Source organism: Clostridium sulfidigenes (assembly GCF_000732635.1).
Lineage (GTDB): Bacteria > Bacillota > Clostridia > Clostridiales > Clostridiaceae > Clostridium_J > Clostridium_J sulfidigenes.
Genome location: NZ_JPMD01000047.1, coordinates 15731 through 37274, shown reverse-complemented (window position 1 = coordinate 37274; position 21544 = coordinate 15731). Strand labels below are relative to the sequence as shown.

Sequence of the window (21544 nt, the reverse complement as noted above, 5' to 3'; positions counted from 1 at the left end):
TTATGATATTATATTATTTATAAGTATATAACAGTTATAAACATATATTAATTATAGTTTTATAACTATTATAAGTCAATAACTATTTTATTGTGGATTTTTTAATTTTTAATTAACGATTTTAATATAGAAATTCAATACTGCAGCCAAAGGAGAATTATTATGGATGAAAAAAATTTAACTAAACTATCTGAGGACTTTTTCCTTCTTATGATGCTACTTCATAAAAAGATTATAAAATTAGAAGACTTTATGAAAAATACAGTTGTGCCACCATCTCATGTAAAAGTGGTTTTTTACCTAGCTCAAAATGGACCTTCATCGGTGTCTAGTATAGCTAGAGACCTTTGTATATCTAAACCCAATATGACCCCAATAATAGATAAATTGCTTGAGTGTGGTTATGTTAATAGATATGAAGATCCAAAGGATAGAAGAGTTATTAGAATTGAAATAACAGAAAAAGCCCATGAAGTCTTTAAAATCAAAAAGGATTTAATGAAAAGCTTTCTTAAGGAAAAGTTATCTGTGCTACCAGATGAAGATTTAATTTCTCTTAGTGGTGCAATATCCGAATTTAAAAGAGTTATGTCTAAAATAAATTAAAATAAAAGGTATAAAGCTATCATAAAACTAGCTTTATACCTTTTATTCTTTATACCTTATTAATACTATAAAATTTTTTACTTTAATATTATAAATTGTCTATTCTCTTCTCAAATATTCCTCTCTCAAAGATTATGTCATTAAGAGACAATAAAACTCCAATTAATATACCATACCAAATGTAATGTAGTTCAAAACTATCCTTAATTGCCAAAGCAATAAAAACAGCAATACCATACCCTATAGCACTCCATACTTTCTTCTTCTTAGATTTTGATATAAACTTCTGCATCGGTTTAAAAAGTCCAATAATGCTATCATTAAGTCCTTTAAACAATATTGAACATATAAACTCAGCCACTATAACCCCTATAACAATATATAAAAAATCCATATAACACTCCCCCTACCCTTTATCTAAAGTTCATCTATTATATATTAATTTTATCATATATACATTTAATATTCCCCTTAATCTCAGGATTTTCTTTTAATATAGCACTTATGGATCTACTACCTAGCTCATAAAAGATTACTCTACTAAAAGGTTTTTCTAATTTATTAGAGTTCAATTTTACTTGTAACTTTTCTCTAATAAGATTTTCAATATATCTAGAAAATCCCTCTTTAAATTCTTGCCATACCATATATTCAAAGTCTATTTGATTTAAATGGTTCTTCATAACTCTATGATACTCTAACATATCTTTGTAATGTAGTTTTTTATCCACAAATTCTAGTTTAGAAGTTTCATTTATGAACACCTTATCCTCATAAGGAAATGGATAATTTATCTCCCACATAAAATCTTTTTTCTCTTTAGCTATTTTAGCAATTTCTAGTTCTTCTCTAATTTCACTATCTCCTTGCTCCCATTGATAGCAGTGAACAAACTCATGAAATATAAATATATATCCCTCCAAGGTATTAAATGCATCCTTAGATACTACAGCTGCAGGTTTCATATCATAAAAATCTAGTGGAAAGGAGGCCAACACTTTTTCTGGTACAATCATAGGTGCTTTATATTCACCTTTAAATTCATAGCAAGTACCATTGTCATATAAATCAAAGATAAAAAAATACCCATCTTCTACTACAGCTACTGTATAAAGCTTTAATAAAGATGTATCTATATCCTTTATTTTTTCATGAATAGAGAATATCTTATTTACCTTAGCTATGGTATCTACTATAAACTGATTCTTTTCTTCTTTATTCATAACCACTTAACCCTTTTATTAATAAATTCTTCTAAACACTACTTTATGATCTCCTTTACTCCTAATAAATCCTTTGAATAATATCTAACAGTTTCTTCTATATTACTTCTTACTAATACCGCTTTAATCCCAACATGTTCTGGACCTCTTACATCAGCTAAAATACTATCTCCAACCATCCATATATCACTATAATTGCAATGCTTTTTCAAAGCATAATGATATATTTTAGGATTTGGCTTCTCATATCCAACATTAGCAGATGATATACAATCGATTATATACGGTGATAATCCTAATTTCTCTACTATTTTAGGTAATTCAGGAATATGATTTGAGAGTATTATGTTTGAATAACCCTTTTTCATAAAATATTGTAATACTTCTATTGTATCTTCATATAGTTGAAAACTTTCTCCTGATGCAAGTACTTGTCTAATTTCTTTTGAGTAGATAGCTGCTTTTTCTTCTGATATATTTAACTTTATATATCCCTTTATTAATATATCTTCAATATGGTTCCACCAAGCATCACTAGAAGTGAGATTCACATATTCCTTTTCAGGTTGTTGCCAAGGAAATCCCACTAATGAGATTTTCTTAAAATCTTCAATACCTATTTCCGTATATGGTTCATACTTACATAAAACCTTGAATAAAGCTTTACTAAGCATCCACTCATTATGAGCTAATGTACCTTGAAAATCCCAAAATATTAACTTATCCATTTTAATCTCCATATCGTACTAAATATATTACTAAATTCTTAGTCATACATCTAAAATTTAAAACTATGAACTATTTTCCTAATAACTTATAAATTTCTTCTTCCTTTTCTGCTACATGTTTTTTCATCATAACCATGGCTTCATTATGAAGATACCATTGATAACACTTCTTTAAGCCTTCCTCCATAGAAGTTTCTTCTTTAAATACACTATGGATTTTTTTTACATCCAGCACATTGTCATAATTAAAGAATGAAAAGAAGTCTCTTTCATTATACCCCTTCTCCTCATAATAAAAATGATACTTTATTGCCTTTTTACCAGCAGCCTTCTCACATAATTCTATCCATGTATTAAAGGTCACTGCCTCACTATTTCCAACATTATAAATAGATAGATTATCTTGATTTGTCTCTAAAAATCCTTCTACTAAATTGCCTAGGTCCTTAGAGTAGATAAATTGAATTTTAGTCTCTCCATCATTAGGAATTAGAATAGGCCTATCATTGATAATATGATGGAAAATAAAGCCTTCCCTTGCTGCATAATTATTTTCTCCATAAACATAAGGAGGGCGTAATATTATAAGTTGAACATTACTATAGTTATACTTATCCTCTAAAAACTCTTCACACTCTATTTTGTTTGTTCCATAATCTCCCCAATATTTATTTTTTCCTAGCATAAATGATTCTTTGAATGGAATTTTATAATTTTCTACATCATAGACAGCACTTGAACTAATAAAAATATATTTCTCTAACTTTTCATAATTTAAGGCTTCATGAAGAATTTCTAATTGATTTACATTAAGTCCAGATACATCAATTATATAATTAAATTCATGCTCACTAAGACATTTTTTCATTTCATTTAAATCTTCTCTGTCACAAATTATATTAGTAATTCTTTTATCTTCGGTTTTTCTGCTTCCTCTATTTAAGGTGTAAATTTCATAATCTTTCTGAGAACCTAATAAAGCTTCTACAATGGCTTTTCCTATAAAATAGCTTCCTCCAAGAACTAAGACTTTTTTCATTTTCTCCACCTCTACATCTATAAATTAAAAGCTTTTATAAAAACTTTCCAAAAACCGCCTTAATATTTTTTTAAATAAATTTTTATATTTTCCATTTGTCTATTATAATATTATTTTACAGGATTAATCTGTATAAGTATATAATTAATGTAATATCATTTAAATATAAATAAATTTTATATTAGTTAAAATTTTTACTAGCTAATAATTTTTCAAGAATAGAGTGAAGCTAAAATTGGAATAAATTTTTTAATATTTTCGTTACAATAAGGTTTCTATATTCTAATAGATAATCAAACTATTAGAGTGTAGAAACTTTATTTATATATTAATTTTTTAAGATTATTTTAAGGTAAGTATTTCATAATTAATCTCACAGGTAACCACTTAGAAAATTTAATCTCTGTTAGAAAGGAAGATTATTATGTACATCTTTAAAAATGCCTTAAAAAGTATTACAAGAGCAAAAGTTAGAAATATTTTAATTACAATTATAACAATAATTATTTCTGTTTCCGCTTGTATTGCCCTTAGTATTAGACAAAGTGCAGAAACTTCAAGGGAGGCATCTCTTGATTCATTGGAAATTACTGCACAAATATCCGTAGACCGACAATCACTAATGAAAAATGCTGAATCCTCTAATGATAAATTAAAAACATTACAAGGTTCACAAAATTTATCATTAGAGGAAATGCAAATTTATGCACAATCTAAATTTGTAAATGATTTTTACTATACTATTACCTCTTCTCTTAACGGCGATATCACTTTATCATCCGTAGATACCTCTACTACAAATGAAGAAGATTCTATTAATTCAAATGGAATGCCAGTGAATAACCCAAATGGTAATAAGGGATTTGGTAAAATGGGTAGTCAGGGAGATTTCACTATTATTGGATACAGTTCCCACGATGCAATGACATCATTTAAGAATGGTACAAAAAAAATTACAGATGGAACTGTGTTTGATTCAGAGACAACGGAACCACAATGCATTGTTAGTGATGAATTAGCCATTCTTAATGAATTGAAGATTGGAGATAGTATCACATTAGTAAATCCAAATAATGAGGAAGAAAATGTAGCAATGACAGTTTGCGGTATTTATAACAATAGCGAATCTTCTACCTTTCAACAAGGAAACATGATGGGTTTTAATGCTTCATCTGATCCTGCAAATCAAATTTATGTAAGTTTCAATGCCTTAAACTCAATTGTTGATAAATCTAAATCAAATGCAACAGTTAAGACTGATGAAACATCAGGAATAGAAATCTCTACAGCTTTACGTGGTCAGGAAAGTGGTACATACGTGTTCTCTAATATTGAAAACTATAAGGCTTTTGAAACAGACGTTGTTGCTCTTGGTTTAGATGATACAATCTATACAATTTCATCACAAGATGTTGATTCCTACGAACAAAGCCTAATACCACTAAATAACTTAAGCAATTATTCACTGTATTTTCTTTTAGTTGTTTTAATAATAGGTGCAGCTATACTAATTATTTTCAACCTATTTGCTGCAAGAGAAAGAAAATATGAAATTGGGGTATTAGCTGCTATTGGTATGAATAAAGTAAAAATTGCAACTCAATTTATATCTGAAGCATTTATCATTACATTTATCTCCATAATAATAAGTACTTGTATTGGTGCTACTATTTCTGTTCCAATCGCAGATAAGTTGTTAGAAAATCAAATTGCTTCTGTAGAAACATCTAACCAAACAACTAAAGAAAACTTCGGTGGTGAATTTCAAGGTAGAATGGACATTAGTAAAGGTAGCATGTCAAGGCCGTCTAATAGTAAAACAAAATTTAATTATGTTAAAGATATTACAGCAAGTATAGATGTTGTTGTTTTATTCCAACTATTAGGACTAGGTATTTTACTTGCCTTGATATCAAGTGCAACAGCAGTAATATCTATTCTTAGATATGAACCATTAAAAATCTTAAGTAATCGTACTTAAAGGGGGCCGTTATTATGAGTTCTTTTATACTAAAAGATTTATGTTATTCTTATGACAATAAGCAACGTGAAATTATAAGTCACATGAATTATGAATTTAAAGATAATAAAGTTTATTCTATTGTAGGAAAATCTGGCGCTGGTAAAACAACCCTTCTCTCCTTATTATCTGGACTTGCCAAGCCAACACAAGGTTCCATTTTATTTGATGGAAAAGATATAAGCAAACTCAATTCTTGTAAATATAGAAGTAATTTTATTGGAGTTGTTTTTCAAAGTTTCAATCTCTTACCTCACTTAACAGCCATTGAAAATGTTATTCTTTCAATGGACATATCAGGTAAAAAAATATTAAATAAAAAAGAAAAAGCCTTAGAACTATTAAATAGTGTAGGATTGGATGAAACTACAGCTAATCGTAGAATATTAAAGTTATCCGGTGGTGAACAACAACGTGTTGCTATTGCACGAGCATTATCCTATGATCCTGCAGTAATCTTAGCAGATGAACCAACGGGAAATCTTGATGTTGAAACAGAAAATAGTATTATAAAAATATTTCAAAAATTGGCACATGATCATGGTAAATGCATAATTTTAGTTACCCATTCTCCAGAAGTTGCTAATATGTGTGATGTGGTTTATAAACTCTCATCTAAAAATTGATAGTAGTTATGTAATATAACCTTATATGTAAATATAAAGGTAGCTTTATGGCTACCTTTATTACTAAAAAATATATTCATTTCATTCCCTGGAGTAACTAACACTTAGCCAAATCATAGATTTGGAGTGGGAATAATGAAACTCCGACTCATTTCATTCCCTGGAGTAACTAACACTTAGCCAAATCATAGATTTGGAGTGTTAGTTACATTCTTATAGCCTATATAGGTGGCGTAGAAATAGCCTCCATATATAGCTATTATCAGTAGTGCTGTTATAGTGGCTGAAGCCCCTATCTCTGCATTGCCGTAAAGAGATATAAATTCATTAGCTACACTAATTCCAACTATGGAGTGAATTATAGCTAATACTAATGGCATTGCAAAGTATATTAAAGTTTGAATAAATATGGTTTTATTTATCATCTTTCTTGAAGCTCCAACCCTTCTTAGAGCTTTATATCTATCAATGCTCTCACTAGCTTCTGATAATTGTTGAAGAGCAAGAACTGCTGCACTAGATATTAAAAATACAATCCCTATATATATACCTATATATATAATTGTTGTAGTAGCTCCTTTTGTCATACTATATATGCCAGTCTTAGTATCACCTAATATTATAAAGTCTTTACCCGAAGCATTTTCATCTCTGCTATTTTTGAATATTTCTCCTATTTCTGATTCTCGTTTTTCTCTATCTTCACCTACAAAGTTACAATTTAATATAGAGTCATAGGGCTTAAGGTTTTCTAAAGCTTTATCTGGAAGTATTACTGTAAAGAAATTATTAGCAAAGCCTGTGCTTTCATAAGCTTCTGTAATAAGCTCTTGATTTTTTATATTATAGTTTATATTATTTATTTTAATTACTGTGTTTTCCTTCATATAGCTTTTAACTAAAGGCACTAATTTACTAAAGTTAGAGGTTATTAATACTTCATCTTCTTTTAAGTCTATGGAACTTTGTCCATTTAACTCTCTTAGTTTATTATAATCACTTATTTTTAGAGCTGACATGTTACTATAATCGTTATCAAGAAATTTATCTTCTTTACCATATCCTCTTAATATATCACCATAATTTTCTTCTAGTCTATACTCTTGTAATACTACATACTTTTCTTTATCTGTGAAATTGAACCCTAATTCTTTAATGGCCTGTTCTATAGTTTTGTTTTCCGAACCTTCAAAATTTATAATTCTAGCTGAGACATCAAAGGGTACTGTATCCTTAAGACTACTTTCTAAGGAATTTTTAAAACTCAATCCCGTAGATAATATAGAAATAGTTATAAAGAGCATTAAACATATAACTGTTATAGATACAAAATTTGTGTTAATTTTACTACTTATCTGTCTAGTAACAAATATATTTAGTTTTTTAAGATATATTTTTTTACTATTCTTGATTACATACAATATAAATCCAGCTAATCCATAATAAAATAATATAGTTCCTAGAATCCCCAGTATTATCGAAATAGTAAATCTAGAATCAGTTATGTCTAATCCCACTTCTATTATAAACTTATAAGCAGTTATAAGTATTCCTACTCCTAAAATAAAAATAATAATTGATACTATAGGATTTTTAATCTTTATATTTTCACTTTTCTTACTAGCATTTATCATATCTATAAGTTTGTATTTTGAAATTACAAAGGTATTAAATATCATTATAAGTAAAAACATTATTCCAAAATAAGCTATAGTCTTTACAGCAGCATTTTGTGAAAATACAAATTTGTATTCACTCATGCCTACCTGAAATAACTTCGCTGTAAAAAGAGATAATCCTTGTGATAAAACTATACCAAAGATTAACCCTGCTACTAAAGACATAAGGCCTATGAAAAAAGATTCAGACACTAAAATACTTGAGATTTTTCTTTTACTCATACCCAATGTCATATATACACCAAGTTCTTTTTTTCTTCGTTTTATCATAAAGTTATTTGCATAAACAATGAGTCCACCCAAAATTACTGACACAAATACAGATACCCAAGAAATAACTGTAGTTAACATATCTATAAAACTAGCTTCCTTCTTACTTATTTCAAACATTGCCTTTTGTGATTCTATAGAGTTAAAGCTATAAAATATACAAACGGCAAAGGTTAAAGTTAAAAAATATATGGTATAGTCTTTAAAACTTTTCTTTACATTATTTAATGCAATTTTAGAATACATCTCCACTGTCACCTCCAAGTAATGTCACTACCTCAATAATTCTATTAAAGAATTCTTTTCTACTATCATTTCCTCTAATTAGTTCATTAAATACTTTTCCATCTTTTATAAATAAAATCCTATGAGCATAACTAGCTGTAAACGCATCATGTGTGACCATGAGTATAGTAGCTTCTAGTTCTTCGTTTAATTTCTCAAAGGAGTCTAGTAATAATCTAGAGGACTTAGAATCTAATGCTCCTGTTGGTTCATCAGCTAAAATTAGTGATGGATTAGTAACGATAGCTCTAGCTGAAGCAACTCTTTGTTTTTGACCACCAGACATTTCATAAGGATATTTATTTAAAATTTCACTTATACCTAATTTGTTTGCTACTGCTTTAATTCTTCCATCTATACTTTTAGGTTTTACATCTTGTATAGTAAGTGCCAATGCAATATTTTCATAAGCAGTTAATGTATCTAAAAGATTAAAATCTTGAAATATAAATCCAAGCTCATCTCTTCTAAACTTTTCAATATCATTATTCTTAAGACTAGTTATATCTTTATTATTTATAATTATATTTCCTGTAGTCACTGTGTCAATGGTAGATATACAATTTAAAAGTGTAGTTTTACCACTTCCAGAAGGTCCCATTATTCCAAGGAACTCCCCTTTCTCTACCTCAAAACTTATATTATCAATAGCTTTAGTCACATTTCCCTTTCCACCATAATATTTTTCTATATTTACAACCTTTAAGACATTTTCCATAATTCATCCTCCTAAAATACATTTTAAGTTTTGCCTTAACTTTATGAGCTTATTATATATTTTTCTAAAAGTATGTTGTATTTAATTTCATGTCATTAATCTTTCATTTTCGTAAGATAATAATGAAAGTCTAAAAGTTCATCTATAAAATTAGGAGTAGCCCTGTTTTTAGACTATTGAAGTCCTAGGTATAAGTATAATGTAATCAAATGTTTATCCGATGACTACCAGCTCTAATACTCCCATCTTCTTCAAAGTGGTAGTAAAGAGCTGCTACGTCCCTGGATGACGATTTCACCTAAAGGACAACGAATTCTAAGTATCGAAAATACTGATACTAAGAATTCTGTTAGTAAGCTTCAGTAGGAGTAAAAACTTCCTCTGAAGCAAAGAACTCTGTTTACCACAAAAAAACTGATTGAGATTAATTTTTATCCAATCAGTTTATTTTAGCTATTATTAGAAACTAGTAAATCTTCCTAGAGGAAAATTTATATACACCTTAGTTCCATATTCTAACTTTGACTCAATACTTATCCCCAATCCAAGTCTATTACAAAGTTTTTTACACAGATATAACCCCATTCCTGTGGATTTACCAAACTTTCTTCCATTATCCCCAGTAAAACCTTTTTCAAAAACCCTAAAAATGTCTCTTTCTGAAATTCCAACACCATTATCTTCTATAGTTAAAGTTATTTTATTTTCTGTAGAAGTTGAATATATTTTTATTATCCCATTTGATTCCTTAGAGTACTTTATGGCGTTTCCTAAAACTTGATTTAAAATAAACTCCACCCATTTTATATCACTGAAAATTTTACCTCCCATATCTCCTATCTCTAAAGATATCTTTTTATTTATGAAATCTCTAGAATTCTTTCTCAAAACCTCCATAACAGCTTCTTCTAAATTAAATTCTCTTATAATATAGTCCTTACTTACATCGTTGCTCTTTGAGTAATAAAGGACTTGTTCTATGAAATCTTCTACCTTCTTCAATTCATGTCCAATTTTATTTGTTACAGTACTTTCGTTATTATCTATAATAAGTCTAGCAGAAGCAATAGGCGTCTTTACTTCATGAACCCACATTTCTATGTATTCTCTATATTCTTTTTGGGTACATTCATACTTTTTTACATTTTCATGCATATTTTTATTACATTCCTTAAGAACTTGATAAACTATTTCACCTTCTAAAAAATCTGGCTTTTCCATAACCTCTGGAAGCAAATACTTTTTATCCAAGCTATCTATAGTTCCTGTAATATTGTCTAGAAATTTCTTATGTTTAATAACTTCAAGGGTTAAATATGTACTTAATGGAGTAAACCATAATATGAAAGATAAAAATATTAGTCCACTCCCTACATTTAAAAATATTAAAATAGATACAAAAATCATAAATAGGACTCCATTAATTATTAAAAAGCCAATTCTTGATTTAAGATAATCCCTAACTTTCATTTTATCTATTCCTCTCTACTATTTATAGTAGAAAACTCCTTCAAACCCGCATAAACAGAACAACTATTTAAATAGTTTTATTTTTCCATATTTAAATAGTTTTATGTATAAATAGTTCTCTACATAAATATTTATATATTTATGGCATTATATATCCAAGTCCCCTTCTTGTTTCTATAACATCCTTAATTCCAATTTCCTCTAATTTTTTTCTAAGTCTTGTCACATTAACTGACAAAGTGTTATCATCTACAAACAAATTAGACTTCCATAGATAATCCATTAGATCCTCCCTAGATACAATGTTTCCTTTATTCTTTATAAGGTAATAAAGAACTTTTAATTCGTTTTTAGTGATTTCCAAAGCATTATCTCCACAGTTTATGGTTCCATTAGATAGATTTAACTTTAAATCATTATATACTAATATTTCTTGATTCCCTTCATTCCCTTGATTTACCCTCTTTAGCACTGAATTTATCCTTGCTAAAAGTATTTGTGTATTATAAGGCTTAGTTATAAAGTCATCTGCTCCTAAATTCATACTCATTAGCTCATCCATATCACTATCTCTACTTGTAACCACAATTATAGGTACTTGAGAAGTTTTCCTCACTTCTCTACAAATGTAGAATCCATCAAATACAGGTAAGTTTATATCTAAGAGTATGAGATTGGGCTCTTCTTTTTCAATAATAGATATTATATTTTCAAAATTAGTAGGGGCTATTACCTCATATCCATATCTATTTAAAAATGTTGCAAGCTCCTGCCTAATAGTTTCTGTATCCTCTATTATAATAATCTTTGCCACTTTATCACTCCCAAATTTATTTTTTATATTATATATTTACATTAATGTAAAATTAAGATTTATCTATACTAAAACTAGTTGAAATACTTTTCCAATTCTTATTAATAACATTATAACCAAAACATAGTGTAACTAAAAGGCAGTCAATTATTAATTTGTTTTATTTTTATTCATAAAGTCTTTATTTTTTTACATTTTATGGTATAATAACCTTATTTAATAGAATTATAGGGAGGTGGATTTTAATTTGAAACAAACTTTTAAAATTCTTTTTATTATAATTTTAGGTTTAATTTTAATTTATTTACCTTATTATAAAAAAGATATTTCCTTTGAAAAAGCTTTAGAAAAGATAAATCATAAAAATTTAAATATTCCCATATCTAAATTAAATATTAGAGAATTTATATCCGAAATTTCAAATGAAGATATACTAACTGCTAAAGAGCACGCTCTACTATTTTCAACACCTTACGTAATATCTCCTACTGCTATAACCAGAAAAGAAGCTATTTATGATGTAGAACTATATTTTAAGGCTTTAAAATCTAGCTACGCACCATATAATTATTATGGTAGTGATAAATTATTTTTACAGGCTAAGGAATCAGTTTTAAGTTTTATTGGTGATAATGATGTAATTAATGTAGCTGAACTAACAAAAACCTTAAAAGATAATCTTGCTTTTATACCTGATAGACATTTTTATATAGGTAACAATGAATTTGACTTAGAAAATACCTCTAGATACTATACAAATTCAACTCTAGGAATTTTCAAAAACAAAATAGGCTATTATGTAAAATATGGAGGTGTTTTTTACTACATTAAATCTATAAATAAAGATGAAAACATCGAAAATTACTTATATCTTTCAATAAATACTGAAGGTAAACTATTATACAATTTAGGTGTTTTAGAAAAATGTTCTGGACAAGCTTCAAGGAACTTAAATGTTGTATTTTATAGAGGTGAATCAGAATATACTAAAGATATTGAACTGAAATTATCAAATACTCTTTCAGATGAGTCTATTTCACCTTTAGACTACACAACTATAGATGATGTTCCTATAATATCTTCCAGAGAAGTTCCCTACAATATAGGTTTAGAAGGAATAGATTTCATTAATACTGCTTCTAAAGTAAAGGATTCTCCTGTAAGTATATTAGATTTACGTGGTAATAATGGTGGCGATATATTGACCGCTTTAAACTGGATAAATGAATATTTTGGAGTTTCATCTCAAGGGAAGGGTCTTTTTCTACTTCTTTATGGAAGATCTAAGGATGCCCCCTCCTACTACGATTTTAACACCTTTCATAAGGACCTAAAAACTTTACAACTTGAAAAAATTCATGCTTATTATTATGAACATATACCTAAATCTAAAAAAGAGCTTAATAAAAATTTAAATACTATCTTTGTTCTTACAGATAAAAAAACATCCTCAGCTGCTGAATTCTTTGTAGAGCATCTAAAGGATTTTGAAAATATTGTAGTAGTTGGTACTAATACTCATGGTACTCTTGAAAGTTCTAATGTAGAACTAGGTTACCTTCCCAATTCCCATATTGAATTTTCCTATGGAAACTGGTTAAGGCTATATGATGAAAAGTTCTTTAAGGAAGGTGAAGGTATCAAACCTGATATATGGGTAAATGGAGAAGATGCTTTAGAACTAACTCTAAAACTTATTGAAAATTATAATTTAAAGTAACTATTTAAGAGGTTGCCTGATTTTAGGCAACCTCCTATTATAAACCTATAATTTATTTACTTCTCTTTCTATTCTTTCTAAAGCTTCTTGAAGAACAACTCTACTAGTTCCTATATTCATTCTTTGGAACATAGCTCCATCATGTCCAAACATGCTACCATCATTTAACCATACTTTACACTTTTTAAGGAAGAAATTACTTAATTCTTCTGGCTTCATATTTAATCCTGAGCAATCAAGCCACAATAAATAGGTTCCTTCTGGTTTTCTAATCTTAATTTTAGGAATTCTTTTATCAAAGAATTCTAAAGTAAAGTCTATATTTCCTGCTAAATATTCCATAAGACCTTGATACCATTCTTCTCCACTAGTATATGCTGCTTCTTGTGCTACTGCACCTAAAGTAGTTGCTCCTTCTATACAGTCTTTTTCCATTTGCAGTATATATTGATTTCTTAATTTTTCATTTTTAATAATTATATTTGCAGTTTTAAACCCTGCAATATTAAAGGTTTTATTTGGTGCTGTGCATATTATAGAATTATTAGCAAATTCTTCATTGATAGATGCAAATACTGTATGTATATTAGGTTTATAAACTATATCTGCATGAATTTCATCTACTACCACTAGTACATTATTCTTTATACATATTTCTCCAACCATTTTTAATTCTTCTACAGTCCATACTCTTCCTACTGGATTATGAGGACTACAAAGAATTATCATCTTAGTTTTTTTAGTAATTATCTTTTCTAAGTTATCAAAGTCCATTTCATATCTACCATCTTTACAAGTTAAGGTATTTTCTACAACCTGACACCCATTATTTTTTATAATACTATAAAAAGGATGATATACCGGTGTTTGAATTATAATTTCATCTCCTGGTTTTGTGTAAGCAGCAACTATAGTTTTTAGTCCTGGTACAACTCCTGGAGCAAACTTCATCCATTCCTTTTCAACTTTCCATTGAAATCTTTTATCAAACCAATTTATAGCAGCTTTATAGTATGATGGTGGTGTAAGGGAATATCCAAAAATAGGATGTTCTAACCTTTTTCTTATAGCATCTCCTATTTCTTCTGGCACTTTAAAATCCATATCTGCTACCCATAGAGGTATAATTTCACTATCATTATATGTTCTATTTATTAAGTCCCACTTTAAACAGTTACTGCCTATCCTGTCCACTTTTTCATCAAAACTGTATTTCATTTTCCCTACCTCCTATAAAATCCTAATAAATTAATAATAATTTTTACTACTTAAACTACTATATACAATATAATTTTATCACTATTTTTATCAATGTAGTATTATAACATTCTATAGATAGATGTAAATGTATAAAATAACACTATAATTCATAATATTACATAATTTCTATGTATAATCTTATTAGATAGATTATTTTTAAATAACCACGTAAAATGATAGGAGAATTAAAATGAAAATAAGAAAAGAACTACCTGAAATATTTGAAGACTTTGCAGAGGCTAGGAGAAACTCCTTTATTGCAGCCAAAAAACTTAAAGATGAAAATATACCTTTAGTAGGAGTATTTTGTACTTATATGCCACAGGAATTACCTCTTGCCATGGGTGCAAGTGTTGTATCTCTTTGTTCTATGTCTGATGAGACAATTGCAGAAGCTGAAAAAGAATTACCGCGTAATCTATGTCCACTTATCAAATCAAGTTATGGATTTGCAAAAACAGATAAATGTCCATTCTTTTACTTTTCTGATTTAGTTGTAGGTGAAACTACTTGTGATGGAAAGAAAAAAATGTATGAATATTTAAGTGAGTTTAAGCCTGTTCATGTTATGGAACTACCAAACTCTCAAAGTGAAGAAGGTTTAAAGCTTTGGAAGAAAGAAGTAATAAAATTTAAAGAAGTTTTAGAAAAACAATTTGAAACTACTATAAGTGATGAAAATATTAAAAAGGCCATTAAATTAAAAAATGAAGAAAGAAAAGCTCTTAAAGCCTTCTACGGTCTTGGAAAACTTGATCCACCAGCGATATTAGGACAAGATATGTTTAAAGTTCTTTATGGTACTACATTTAAATTTGATAAAGCAGAGGTACCAAAAGAAATATATGCCCTAAGTGAGAAAATTAAGGGTGAATATGAATTAGAAAAAAAATATGAAAAGAAACCTCGTATCCTTATAACTGGATGTCCAATTGGTGGAGCTACAGAAAAAGTTATAAAAGCTATAGAAGATAACGGAGCTCATGTTGTGGCTTTTGAAAACTGTACTGGTGCTAAAGCTATCGATGAATTAGTAGATGAAAATAATCCTGATATCTATGATGCTATTGCTCGTAAATACTTAAATATTGGATGTTCTTGTATGACACCTAATCCTAACCGTACAGATCTACTTAATAGAATGATAGATGAATATAAAGTTGATGCAGTGGTGGATGTAGTACTTCAAGCTTGTCATACATATAGCGTAGAAACATTGCAAATTAAAAGATTTGTTAATAACACTAAAAAAATACCTTACATCAGTATAGAAACAGATTATTCTACTGCTGACATTGGACAACTTAACACTAGAATGGCAGCTTTTATAGAAATGTTATAGAGCCTTAAAATATTGCTTAGGTAAAAATTATCTATGCAAGTTCATAATAAACAGAGTTCTTAGCTTCAGAGGGAGTTTACTCCCACTGAAACTTAGAAATCGTTATCCAGGGACGTAGCAGCTCTTTTCTCCCACTTTTAAGAAGATGGGAGTATTAGAGCTGGTAGTCATCGGATAAAATCCAAAAACCTCAAGAAAAATAATTTCTTGAGGTTTTCCCACTTTCTCTCCTTTATTCCTCTAGTATGTTTTTTCTAATTGATGCTATAATACTATTAATACTAAAGAAACTGGCAAGGAGAGTTTATAATGCATAGACAATATATTAATTATTCTGCAAATATGCCTGTATCTATTTCTTTTAATACCATTAAAAATTATCCAATCCATTGGCATTATTGCATCGAAATTCTTTATGTTATAAAAGGCACAATCAATCTATATATAAATACTGAAAAATATGTAATAAGTGAAAATCAAATTGAAATTATAAATATAGATGAAGTTCATAGCATTGAAAGTGATGATCCTGACAATAAAGTACTCATATTTCAAATAGATCCATACTTTTTTCAAAAGTACTATAACGATATTGAGAATATGTTTTTTTATACAAACTCTTCTAGTAAGGCCTCTCAGCTTGGGGAAGAGTATGAAGATTTAAGAGTATTTCTTTGTCAAGTCCTTTGTGAAACAGTACAAAAACAAGATAATTATGATGAAGAAATCGAAGATATCCTTGTAAAACTCCTTTATCATCTAATAAATAACTTTAACTATTTAATTCATGAAAAACAAGAACTTAAAGAAAATAAAGATCAACTTCAAAGATATCATAGTATATCTAAATATATTTATAATAATTATCAAAATAATATAACCCTTAAAGATATATCTAGTAACGAATATCTAAGCACCCATTATTTATCAAGAGAAATAAAATATGCTACAGGATATTCCTTTACTGATTTTCTAAATCTTATTAGAGTTGAAGAATCTATAAAATTAATTTTAGATACAGATATGACACTATCTGAAATTTCTGAGGAAATTGGCTTTTCTCATACTAGATACTTTAATAAGCACTTTAAACTTCACTATAAGCTTACGCCTTTACAATTTAGAAAAAAATATAAATCTACTCCTGAAGTCCTAGAAAAGTTGACTAAATATATAACTCATCCTTTAGAAGAAAGTCTAGATGAAGTAATATATTATCTGGAGGACTACGACAGGTTTAACTATGAGGACAAAATTCATCAGTTAAATATTAATATGGAAAATTGTATAGGTGAATTTGATAAGAATTTTAATAGAATTATAACCATTGGTGATGCCTTTGACCTTTTAATTGAAGACAATAAAGATACACTAGAAGAACTTCAAAGGGAAATGGATTTTGAATATGGACGGATCCTAAATTTATTTAGTACTGATATGGCTATTTTCCCTGGCTCTAAATTTCATAACTGGAATAGAGCAAAGGATGTACTAGAGTTTATAGAATTTTTAGATATAGTGCCTATAATTGTTTTAGATATGGATAGCACCTATGAAGAACATATAAATGACATTAACGATGAAAGCTATGAAGTTGCCTCTAAAAATATATTACCCCTTAAAAATTCTATAGATATACATGAAGATTTTAAAAATATTCTTCTATCCTTCATGGAATATTTCAGTGCAATAGAAACTCTTAATTACAAAAATTTTAGATTTGAATTTTCCTCTACCTTTCCTGAAAATTTGAGGACTTCAATTGAAGAAATATTAATTTACAATAAATTAGATTTTGAAGAAGAACCTTTTATGATAAATAATGAAGTAAATAATATATATGATACAGCCTATATGATTCCATTTATTATTGATAATGTAGTAAATCATAAGGGAGATTTAAGCTTTATAAGGGCCTTTGACGTCCTTGATAAGCAAGTAAATATAACCAATGAACTATTCTTTGGTTATCCTGGTCTTATAAATGATAAGGGAATAAAAAAACCTGCCTTTTATGCCTATTCACTTTTAAATAAATTAGGTAATACATTAGTAGCTAAAGGTGATGGATATGTAGTTACTAAAACTAACAATCAATATGAGATTTTACTTTATACTTATCATGATAAAATCAATGATTTAATTTCTATGGCAAGTTTTTCAAAGCTTAGAGGTATAAAAAATGCGACTTCGAAAAAACTTTCTCTTAATATAACTAATATTCATTCAGATATTAATGTAACTACCTATGAAATAAATGAAAAGATTGGTTCATCCTATAACTATTGGATTGATATGGGGAGACCAACTAGACTTAACAAAGATGAAAATGGTATTCTTCATAAAGCTTCTTATCCTAATATTAGATTTAAATACTTTAAGAAGAGTACAGTTATAAATATTTTAGTTACTCTAAAAACCTATGGAGCTACATTAGTTATAATCAATGAAGTTCAGAAGCCTATTAAGATTAATTAATTTTACCTCAATTTATATGAATATATATATACTTTCAGTTAAAATATATTATGTTATGTATAAAATATATTGATTTTAAGTACAAAAGCATCCTAATTAAGGTGCTTTTGTGCTTTTTCCTATTTTTAACCAATAACTATTTGGGCAGAATAGTACTTTTTGATGGACACTTAAGTGAATGTTTATTTAATTGTTTTCAACTATAATATTAATATAAGATAAAATATTTTAATAATAAATTAAACATGAAGACAAAACGTATTTTTCTATAAAAAATAAAGAGAATTTTTTATAAAATAAACTCAAGAAAAATATGCAGAATTTTCAAATAAACGAGGTGAGACTAATGGGAATTAACCCTAAAATATTTTCAGATGGAAGAACATACAGAGTATTATTTAAATTTGCCATACCTGCAATTTTTTCTTTGCTAGTAGCAGAACTCTATAACATGGTAGATACAGTTTTTGTTGGTAGATATATTGGTCCTAATGCTATCGGTGCCTTGACAGTTGCATTTCCAATTCAACGTTTTCTTATAGCAATCGCTTTCTTAATTGGTGTAGGAGCTTCAACCTACGTTTCAAGATATTCCGGTGAAAAACAACCTGAAAAGATTAAATCCACAATAATTAATTCAATATCTGTTACCATAGTATCTTTAACAATAATCCCTCTACTTTTATTCTTATTTAGAGGTGGATTATTATATAAACTTGGTGCAAGTGACGTTACTTTTGGACTAACTAATGATTATATATCTATAATTTTTATAGGAGCAATATTTCAAGGATTAACTATAGTATGCTCTCAAGTAATGACAGCTTTAGGAAACTCTAAAATAGGTCTTTATGCTAACAGTATCGGTGCACTTCTAAATATTGTAGTTGACTACATATTAGTAGCTCATTTAAATATAGGTATAGCTGGTGCAGCTATTGCTACTGTAGCTTCTCAATTTGTAGGCTTAATTTTTGTTCTATACAAGTTTAAAGATGTAACTAAACACTTTAAAATTAAACTTTCAGTAAATAATATTCTACCAAATATAGATATTACATTAATTAAAGGATTAATTGCTGTGGGATTTTCAACCTTTGTTATTGAAATATCAGATGCAATAGTTTCTGTAGTTTTAAATAACTTATTAATTTCTAGAGGTGGTAATGAAGCTATAATAATAGTAGGTGTTATTACTAAAATATCTATGTTTATGTTTATTGCAATAATTGGTATAAGTTCTGCTATGCAGCCAATTGTAGCCTTTAACTTTGGTGCAAGAAACTTTGATAGAGTTAAAAATACAGTTAAAGCATCTATAAAAACTGTGACAATAATCTCTTTAATATTTGGAGTATTTATTATGTATTTTGCTCCTCAAATGATAGGCTTGTTTTTAACTGATGCAAAGTTATTACCTGAGGCTGTTAAGGCTCTTAGAATATGTATATTCCTACTTCCTTTAGTTGGTTTATATTATATAGGAATATACTACTATCAAGCAATTGATGAAGCTAAAAAAGGATTTAGATTATCTTTATTTAGACAACTAATAGTATTCATTCCTTTAGCTATAGTTTTTGTAAATATTTTTGGTACCATAGGTGCATGGATTGCATATCCTGCTTCAGATTTAATTTCTGCAGTAACATCTTTTTATTTATTAAATAGCACTTGGAAAAAAGATGGAAAAGAAGAGACTACTAAAACCGTAATAGCTTAATAAAAAACTCCTTAGAAAATTATGTTCTAAGGAGTTTTTACATAATAATTATGAGTTAGGTACTAGGATGACAATCTTATCTCCTATTATTTTAATAAGGTTATCTAATAATATTTTAAAACTACAGGTTGCAAGAATTTACATAGTTTCCAGTAACGTCAAAACCTATACGTTGTCTAGAGCATAAAGGTTCTTTAATAGCTAATTTAAAGTAAACTATATCTTCTCCACAATTGTCGCATCCAGTAAATTTGGCAATTTTGCAATCTTCTGCGATAGGGACTCTAACCCATTTACATGGCCAGACCCAAACCCACTTATATAATACTACAGCAACTAAATATTCTTTGCCTTTACAAAGATTCTTAACTTTAATAGAAAATTTAACTATTCTGCATTTAGTTTCAGCATCTATTATTTTTACTTGTCCAAAATCTTGTGGGCATTCGCAAGGATTTAATATTTGATCTATCCCATATTTAGGAGGTGCGCCTTGCGTTCCAGGATCTTTACTCTGTTCTGGATTTAGATTTGTCTCTAGTTCTATGGATTCAGAATTTTCATTTGTCACATATCTTAATTCATTTTCAATTGTATTCATATATTACACCTCATACACTAATATATTTTGTTTTAATTACAGTACTTCCTTTGTTTATATATTTAGTATCATCTGTACTTTTCGAATAATTTTTTATTCTTAATTTTATTCTGCTAATATATTATATGTATATAACATTTCTATGTTACTCTATCTTTTTATGAATAGCACTTTAATATCATTAAACTAAAAAACTATCTCAAAATAAGCTAAACCTTAATGTAAAGTTTAGTGATTCATTTTGAGACAGTCCATTTTTATTGCAAATCTATTATATTATTTATTAGTACCATTAGTAGTAGAATATACACCTCTATTTAAAGCATCATGTATAGCTGATGTTACCTTACCTACTTCAACTTTTTGATCCATATCCTTAACTATAGAAGAAGGGTTATATAAATCATTAAGGCTTTGTCTTATATCTTTATCCTTTAAATAGTTTATCAAAGCTTCGTAATGATTTTTCACATTCTTGAAATTACTATCTTCTAAATAATTATCATCATTATTAGATAATGCTATAAATTTAATATCCTTAATTTGATTATTAGCTAAAGTAAATTCAACTGTTAATTCATCCTCATCTATATATGAACCACGATATATACCATTAGAATAATTATTGTTGGTTAAATCAATACCGAAGAGTGTATTGTCATTACTATTCTTGTCATTAATGCCTAAAACTCCACTATCATTAGCTCCATTCCCATCTAAGGTTGTATTTTCACTATTTGCTGTTCCATTTTCAGTTTGATTTTGAGCAACTTCACTACCCTTATTTCCTTTATTACCTGCAGTGTCATTATTAGTACATCCTACAAGTCCTGTGGTTAATGCTATTGTTGCAATTAAAAGCGCTATTTTTTTCATAATAAACCTCCTGTGCACATTTTTATGATTATAGTATAAGCATATACACAGTTATTATTCTTATAT

General features: G+C 28.1%; 18 protein-coding genes. 7 read left to right on the top strand and 11 right to left on the bottom strand.

Annotated elements, in window-relative coordinates:
- The first annotated feature begins 162 nt into the window (after positions 1–162).
- A complete protein-coding gene (locus tag IO99_RS16335; RefSeq protein WP_035135338.1) occupies positions 163–606 on the top strand; it encodes a MarR family winged helix-turn-helix transcriptional regulator in 444 nt (147 codons plus the stop codon).
- Positions 607–694: 88 nt separating this feature from the next.
- Here the strand turns inward: IO99_RS16335 and IO99_RS16330 are convergent, their stop codons facing one another.
- The 4 genes from IO99_RS16330 to IO99_RS16315 all read right to left on the bottom strand — a co-directional run bounded on the left by IO99_RS16330 (position 695) and on the right by IO99_RS16315 (position 3596).
- Complete coding sequence (locus IO99_RS16330) at positions 695–1000, bottom strand: hypothetical protein (RefSeq protein ID WP_035135336.1); 306 nt, start codon at positions 998–1000, stop codon at positions 695–697.
- Between the two features lie 37 nt (positions 1001–1037).
- Entirely contained in the window at positions 1038–1829 is a 792-nt protein-coding gene (locus IO99_RS16325) for a hypothetical protein (protein ID WP_051824257.1), read from the bottom strand.
- A gap of 38 nt (positions 1830–1867) precedes the next feature.
- On the bottom strand, positions 1868–2557 hold the full coding sequence (locus tag IO99_RS16320; protein WP_035135334.1) for an HAD family hydrolase: 690 nt from the start codon (positions 2555–2557) through the stop codon (positions 1868–1870).
- Positions 2558–2627: 70 nt separating this feature from the next.
- Positions 2628–3596: an NAD-dependent epimerase/dehydratase family protein gene (locus tag IO99_RS16315; RefSeq protein WP_035135332.1), complete on the bottom strand. Its 969-nt coding sequence runs from the start codon at positions 3594–3596 to the stop codon at positions 2628–2630.
- A 424-nt stretch (positions 3597–4020) separates the two neighbouring features.
- On the opposite strand from IO99_RS16315, the gene IO99_RS16310 reads away from it, so the two are divergent.
- Both IO99_RS16310 and IO99_RS16305 read left to right on the top strand, forming a co-directional pair.
- On the top strand, positions 4021–5577 hold the full coding sequence (locus tag IO99_RS16310) for an FtsX-like permease family protein (protein ID WP_035135331.1): 1557 nt from the start codon (positions 4021–4023) through the stop codon (positions 5575–5577).
- Between the two features lie 14 nt (positions 5578–5591).
- Positions 5592–6242 carry an ABC transporter ATP-binding protein gene (locus tag IO99_RS16305; protein WP_035135330.1) on the top strand — a complete coding sequence of 217 codons (651 nt, stop codon included), beginning with the start codon at positions 5592–5594 and terminating at the stop codon, positions 6240–6242.
- 185 nt (positions 6243–6427) lie between these two features.
- Here IO99_RS16305 and IO99_RS16300 read toward each other — a convergent pair whose 3' ends face one another.
- The 4 genes from IO99_RS16300 to IO99_RS16285 form a co-directional block, all read right to left on the bottom strand.
- Positions 6428–8437 carry an FtsX-like permease family protein gene (locus IO99_RS16300; protein ID WP_035135329.1) on the bottom strand — a complete coding sequence of 670 codons (2010 nt, stop codon included), beginning with the start codon at positions 8435–8437 and terminating at the stop codon, positions 6428–6430.
- Complete coding sequence (locus tag IO99_RS16295; protein WP_035135328.1) at positions 8427–9194, bottom strand: ABC transporter ATP-binding protein; 768 nt, start codon at positions 9192–9194, stop codon at positions 8427–8429. Before IO99_RS16295 ends, IO99_RS16300 begins: the two co-directional genes overlap by 11 nt.
- A gap of 459 nt (positions 9195–9653) precedes the next feature.
- On the bottom strand, positions 9654–10664 hold the full coding sequence (locus IO99_RS16290) for a sensor histidine kinase (RefSeq protein ID WP_035135326.1): 1011 nt from the start codon (positions 10662–10664) through the stop codon (positions 9654–9656).
- A gap of 139 nt (positions 10665–10803) precedes the next feature.
- The gene (locus IO99_RS16285) at positions 10804–11478 is read right to left on the bottom strand and encodes a response regulator transcription factor (protein ID WP_035135324.1); all 675 of its coding nucleotides are present in this window, start codon (positions 11476–11478) and stop codon (positions 10804–10806) included.
- A gap of 247 nt (positions 11479–11725) precedes the next feature.
- Here IO99_RS16285 and IO99_RS16280 point away from each other — a divergent pair, with 247 nt between their 5' ends.
- Positions 11726–13198: a S41 family peptidase gene (locus IO99_RS16280; protein WP_035135322.1), complete on the top strand. Its 1473-nt coding sequence runs from the start codon at positions 11726–11728 to the stop codon at positions 13196–13198.
- A gap of 45 nt (positions 13199–13243) precedes the next feature.
- Here the strand turns inward: IO99_RS16280 and IO99_RS16275 are convergent, their stop codons facing one another.
- Positions 13244–14416, bottom strand: coding sequence for a MalY/PatB family protein (locus IO99_RS16275; protein WP_035135320.1), 1173 nt, complete (start codon positions 14414–14416; stop codon positions 13244–13246).
- Between the two features lie 232 nt (positions 14417–14648).
- Between IO99_RS16275 and IO99_RS16270 the strand changes: the two genes are divergently transcribed.
- The 3 genes from IO99_RS16270 to IO99_RS16260 all read left to right on the top strand — a co-directional run bounded on the left by IO99_RS16270 (position 14649) and on the right by IO99_RS16260 (position 20001).
- Complete coding sequence (locus tag IO99_RS16270; RefSeq protein WP_035135318.1) at positions 14649–15800, top strand: double-cubane-cluster-containing anaerobic reductase; 1152 nt, start codon at positions 14649–14651, stop codon at positions 15798–15800.
- A 309-nt stretch (positions 15801–16109) separates the two neighbouring features.
- Positions 16110–18278 carry a helix-turn-helix domain-containing protein gene (locus IO99_RS16265; protein ID WP_035135316.1) on the top strand — a complete coding sequence of 723 codons (2169 nt, stop codon included), beginning with the start codon at positions 16110–16112 and terminating at the stop codon, positions 18276–18278.
- Positions 18279–18624: 346 nt separating this feature from the next.
- Complete coding sequence (locus IO99_RS16260; RefSeq protein WP_035135314.1) at positions 18625–20001, top strand: MATE family efflux transporter; 1377 nt, start codon at positions 18625–18627, stop codon at positions 19999–20001.
- A gap of 121 nt (positions 20002–20122) precedes the next feature.
- Here the strand turns inward: IO99_RS16260 and IO99_RS16255 are convergent, their stop codons facing one another.
- Together IO99_RS16255 and IO99_RS16250 are read right to left on the bottom strand one after the other, a co-directional pair.
- Positions 20123–20602, bottom strand: a complete 480-nt coding sequence (locus IO99_RS16255; protein WP_035135312.1) for a hypothetical protein — start codon at positions 20600–20602, stop codon at positions 20123–20125.
- A 276-nt stretch (positions 20603–20878) separates the two neighbouring features.
- The gene (locus IO99_RS16250) at positions 20879–21478 is read right to left on the bottom strand and encodes a hypothetical protein (RefSeq protein WP_035135310.1); all 600 of its coding nucleotides are present in this window, start codon (positions 21476–21478) and stop codon (positions 20879–20881) included.
- Between the last annotated feature and the right edge of the window lie 66 nt (positions 21479–21544).

Bases quoted from the DNA above. Each gene is read 5' to 3' on its own strand.
- IO99_RS16335 (WP_035135338.1), top strand. From the start codon at position 163: ATGGATGAAAAAAATTTAACTAAACTATCTGAGGACTTTTTCCTTCTT.
- IO99_RS16330 (WP_035135336.1), bottom strand. From the start codon at position 1,000: ATGGATTTTTTATATATTGTTATAGGGGTTATAGTGGCTGAGTTTATA.
- IO99_RS16325 (WP_051824257.1), bottom strand. From the start codon at position 1,829: ATGAATAAAGAAGAAAAGAATCAGTTTATAGTAGATACCATAGCTAAG.
- IO99_RS16320 (WP_035135334.1), bottom strand. From the start codon at position 2,557: ATGGATAAGTTAATATTTTGGGATTTTCAAGGTACATTAGCTCATAAT.
- IO99_RS16315 (WP_035135332.1), bottom strand. From the start codon at position 3,596: ATGAAAAAAGTCTTAGTTCTTGGAGGAAGCTATTTTATAGGAAAAGCC.
- IO99_RS16310 (WP_035135331.1), top strand. From the start codon at position 4,021: ATGTACATCTTTAAAAATGCCTTAAAAAGTATTACAAGAGCAAAAGTT.
- IO99_RS16305 (WP_035135330.1), top strand. From the start codon at position 5,592: ATGAGTTCTTTTATACTAAAAGATTTATGTTATTCTTATGACAATAAG.
- IO99_RS16300 (WP_035135329.1), bottom strand. From the start codon at position 8,437: ATGTATTCTAAAATTGCATTAAATAATGTAAAGAAAAGTTTTAAAGAC.
- IO99_RS16295 (WP_035135328.1), bottom strand. From the start codon at position 9,194: ATGGAAAATGTCTTAAAGGTTGTAAATATAGAAAAATATTATGGTGGA.
- IO99_RS16290 (WP_035135326.1), bottom strand. From the start codon at position 10,664: ATGAAAGTTAGGGATTATCTTAAATCAAGAATTGGCTTTTTAATAATT.
- IO99_RS16275 (WP_035135320.1), bottom strand. From the start codon at position 14,416: ATGAAATACAGTTTTGATGAAAAAGTGGACAGGATAGGCAGTAACTGT.
- IO99_RS16270 (WP_035135318.1), top strand. From the start codon at position 14,649: ATGAAAATAAGAAAAGAACTACCTGAAATATTTGAAGACTTTGCAGAG.
- IO99_RS16265 (WP_035135316.1), top strand. From the start codon at position 16,110: ATGCATAGACAATATATTAATTATTCTGCAAATATGCCTGTATCTATT.
- IO99_RS16260 (WP_035135314.1), top strand. From the start codon at position 18,625: ATGGGAATTAACCCTAAAATATTTTCAGATGGAAGAACATACAGAGTA.
- IO99_RS16255 (WP_035135312.1), bottom strand. From the start codon at position 20,602: ATGAATACAATTGAAAATGAATTAAGATATGTGACAAATGAAAATTCT.
- IO99_RS16250 (WP_035135310.1), bottom strand. From the start codon at position 21,478: ATGAAAAAAATAGCGCTTTTAATTGCAACAATAGCATTAACCACAGGA.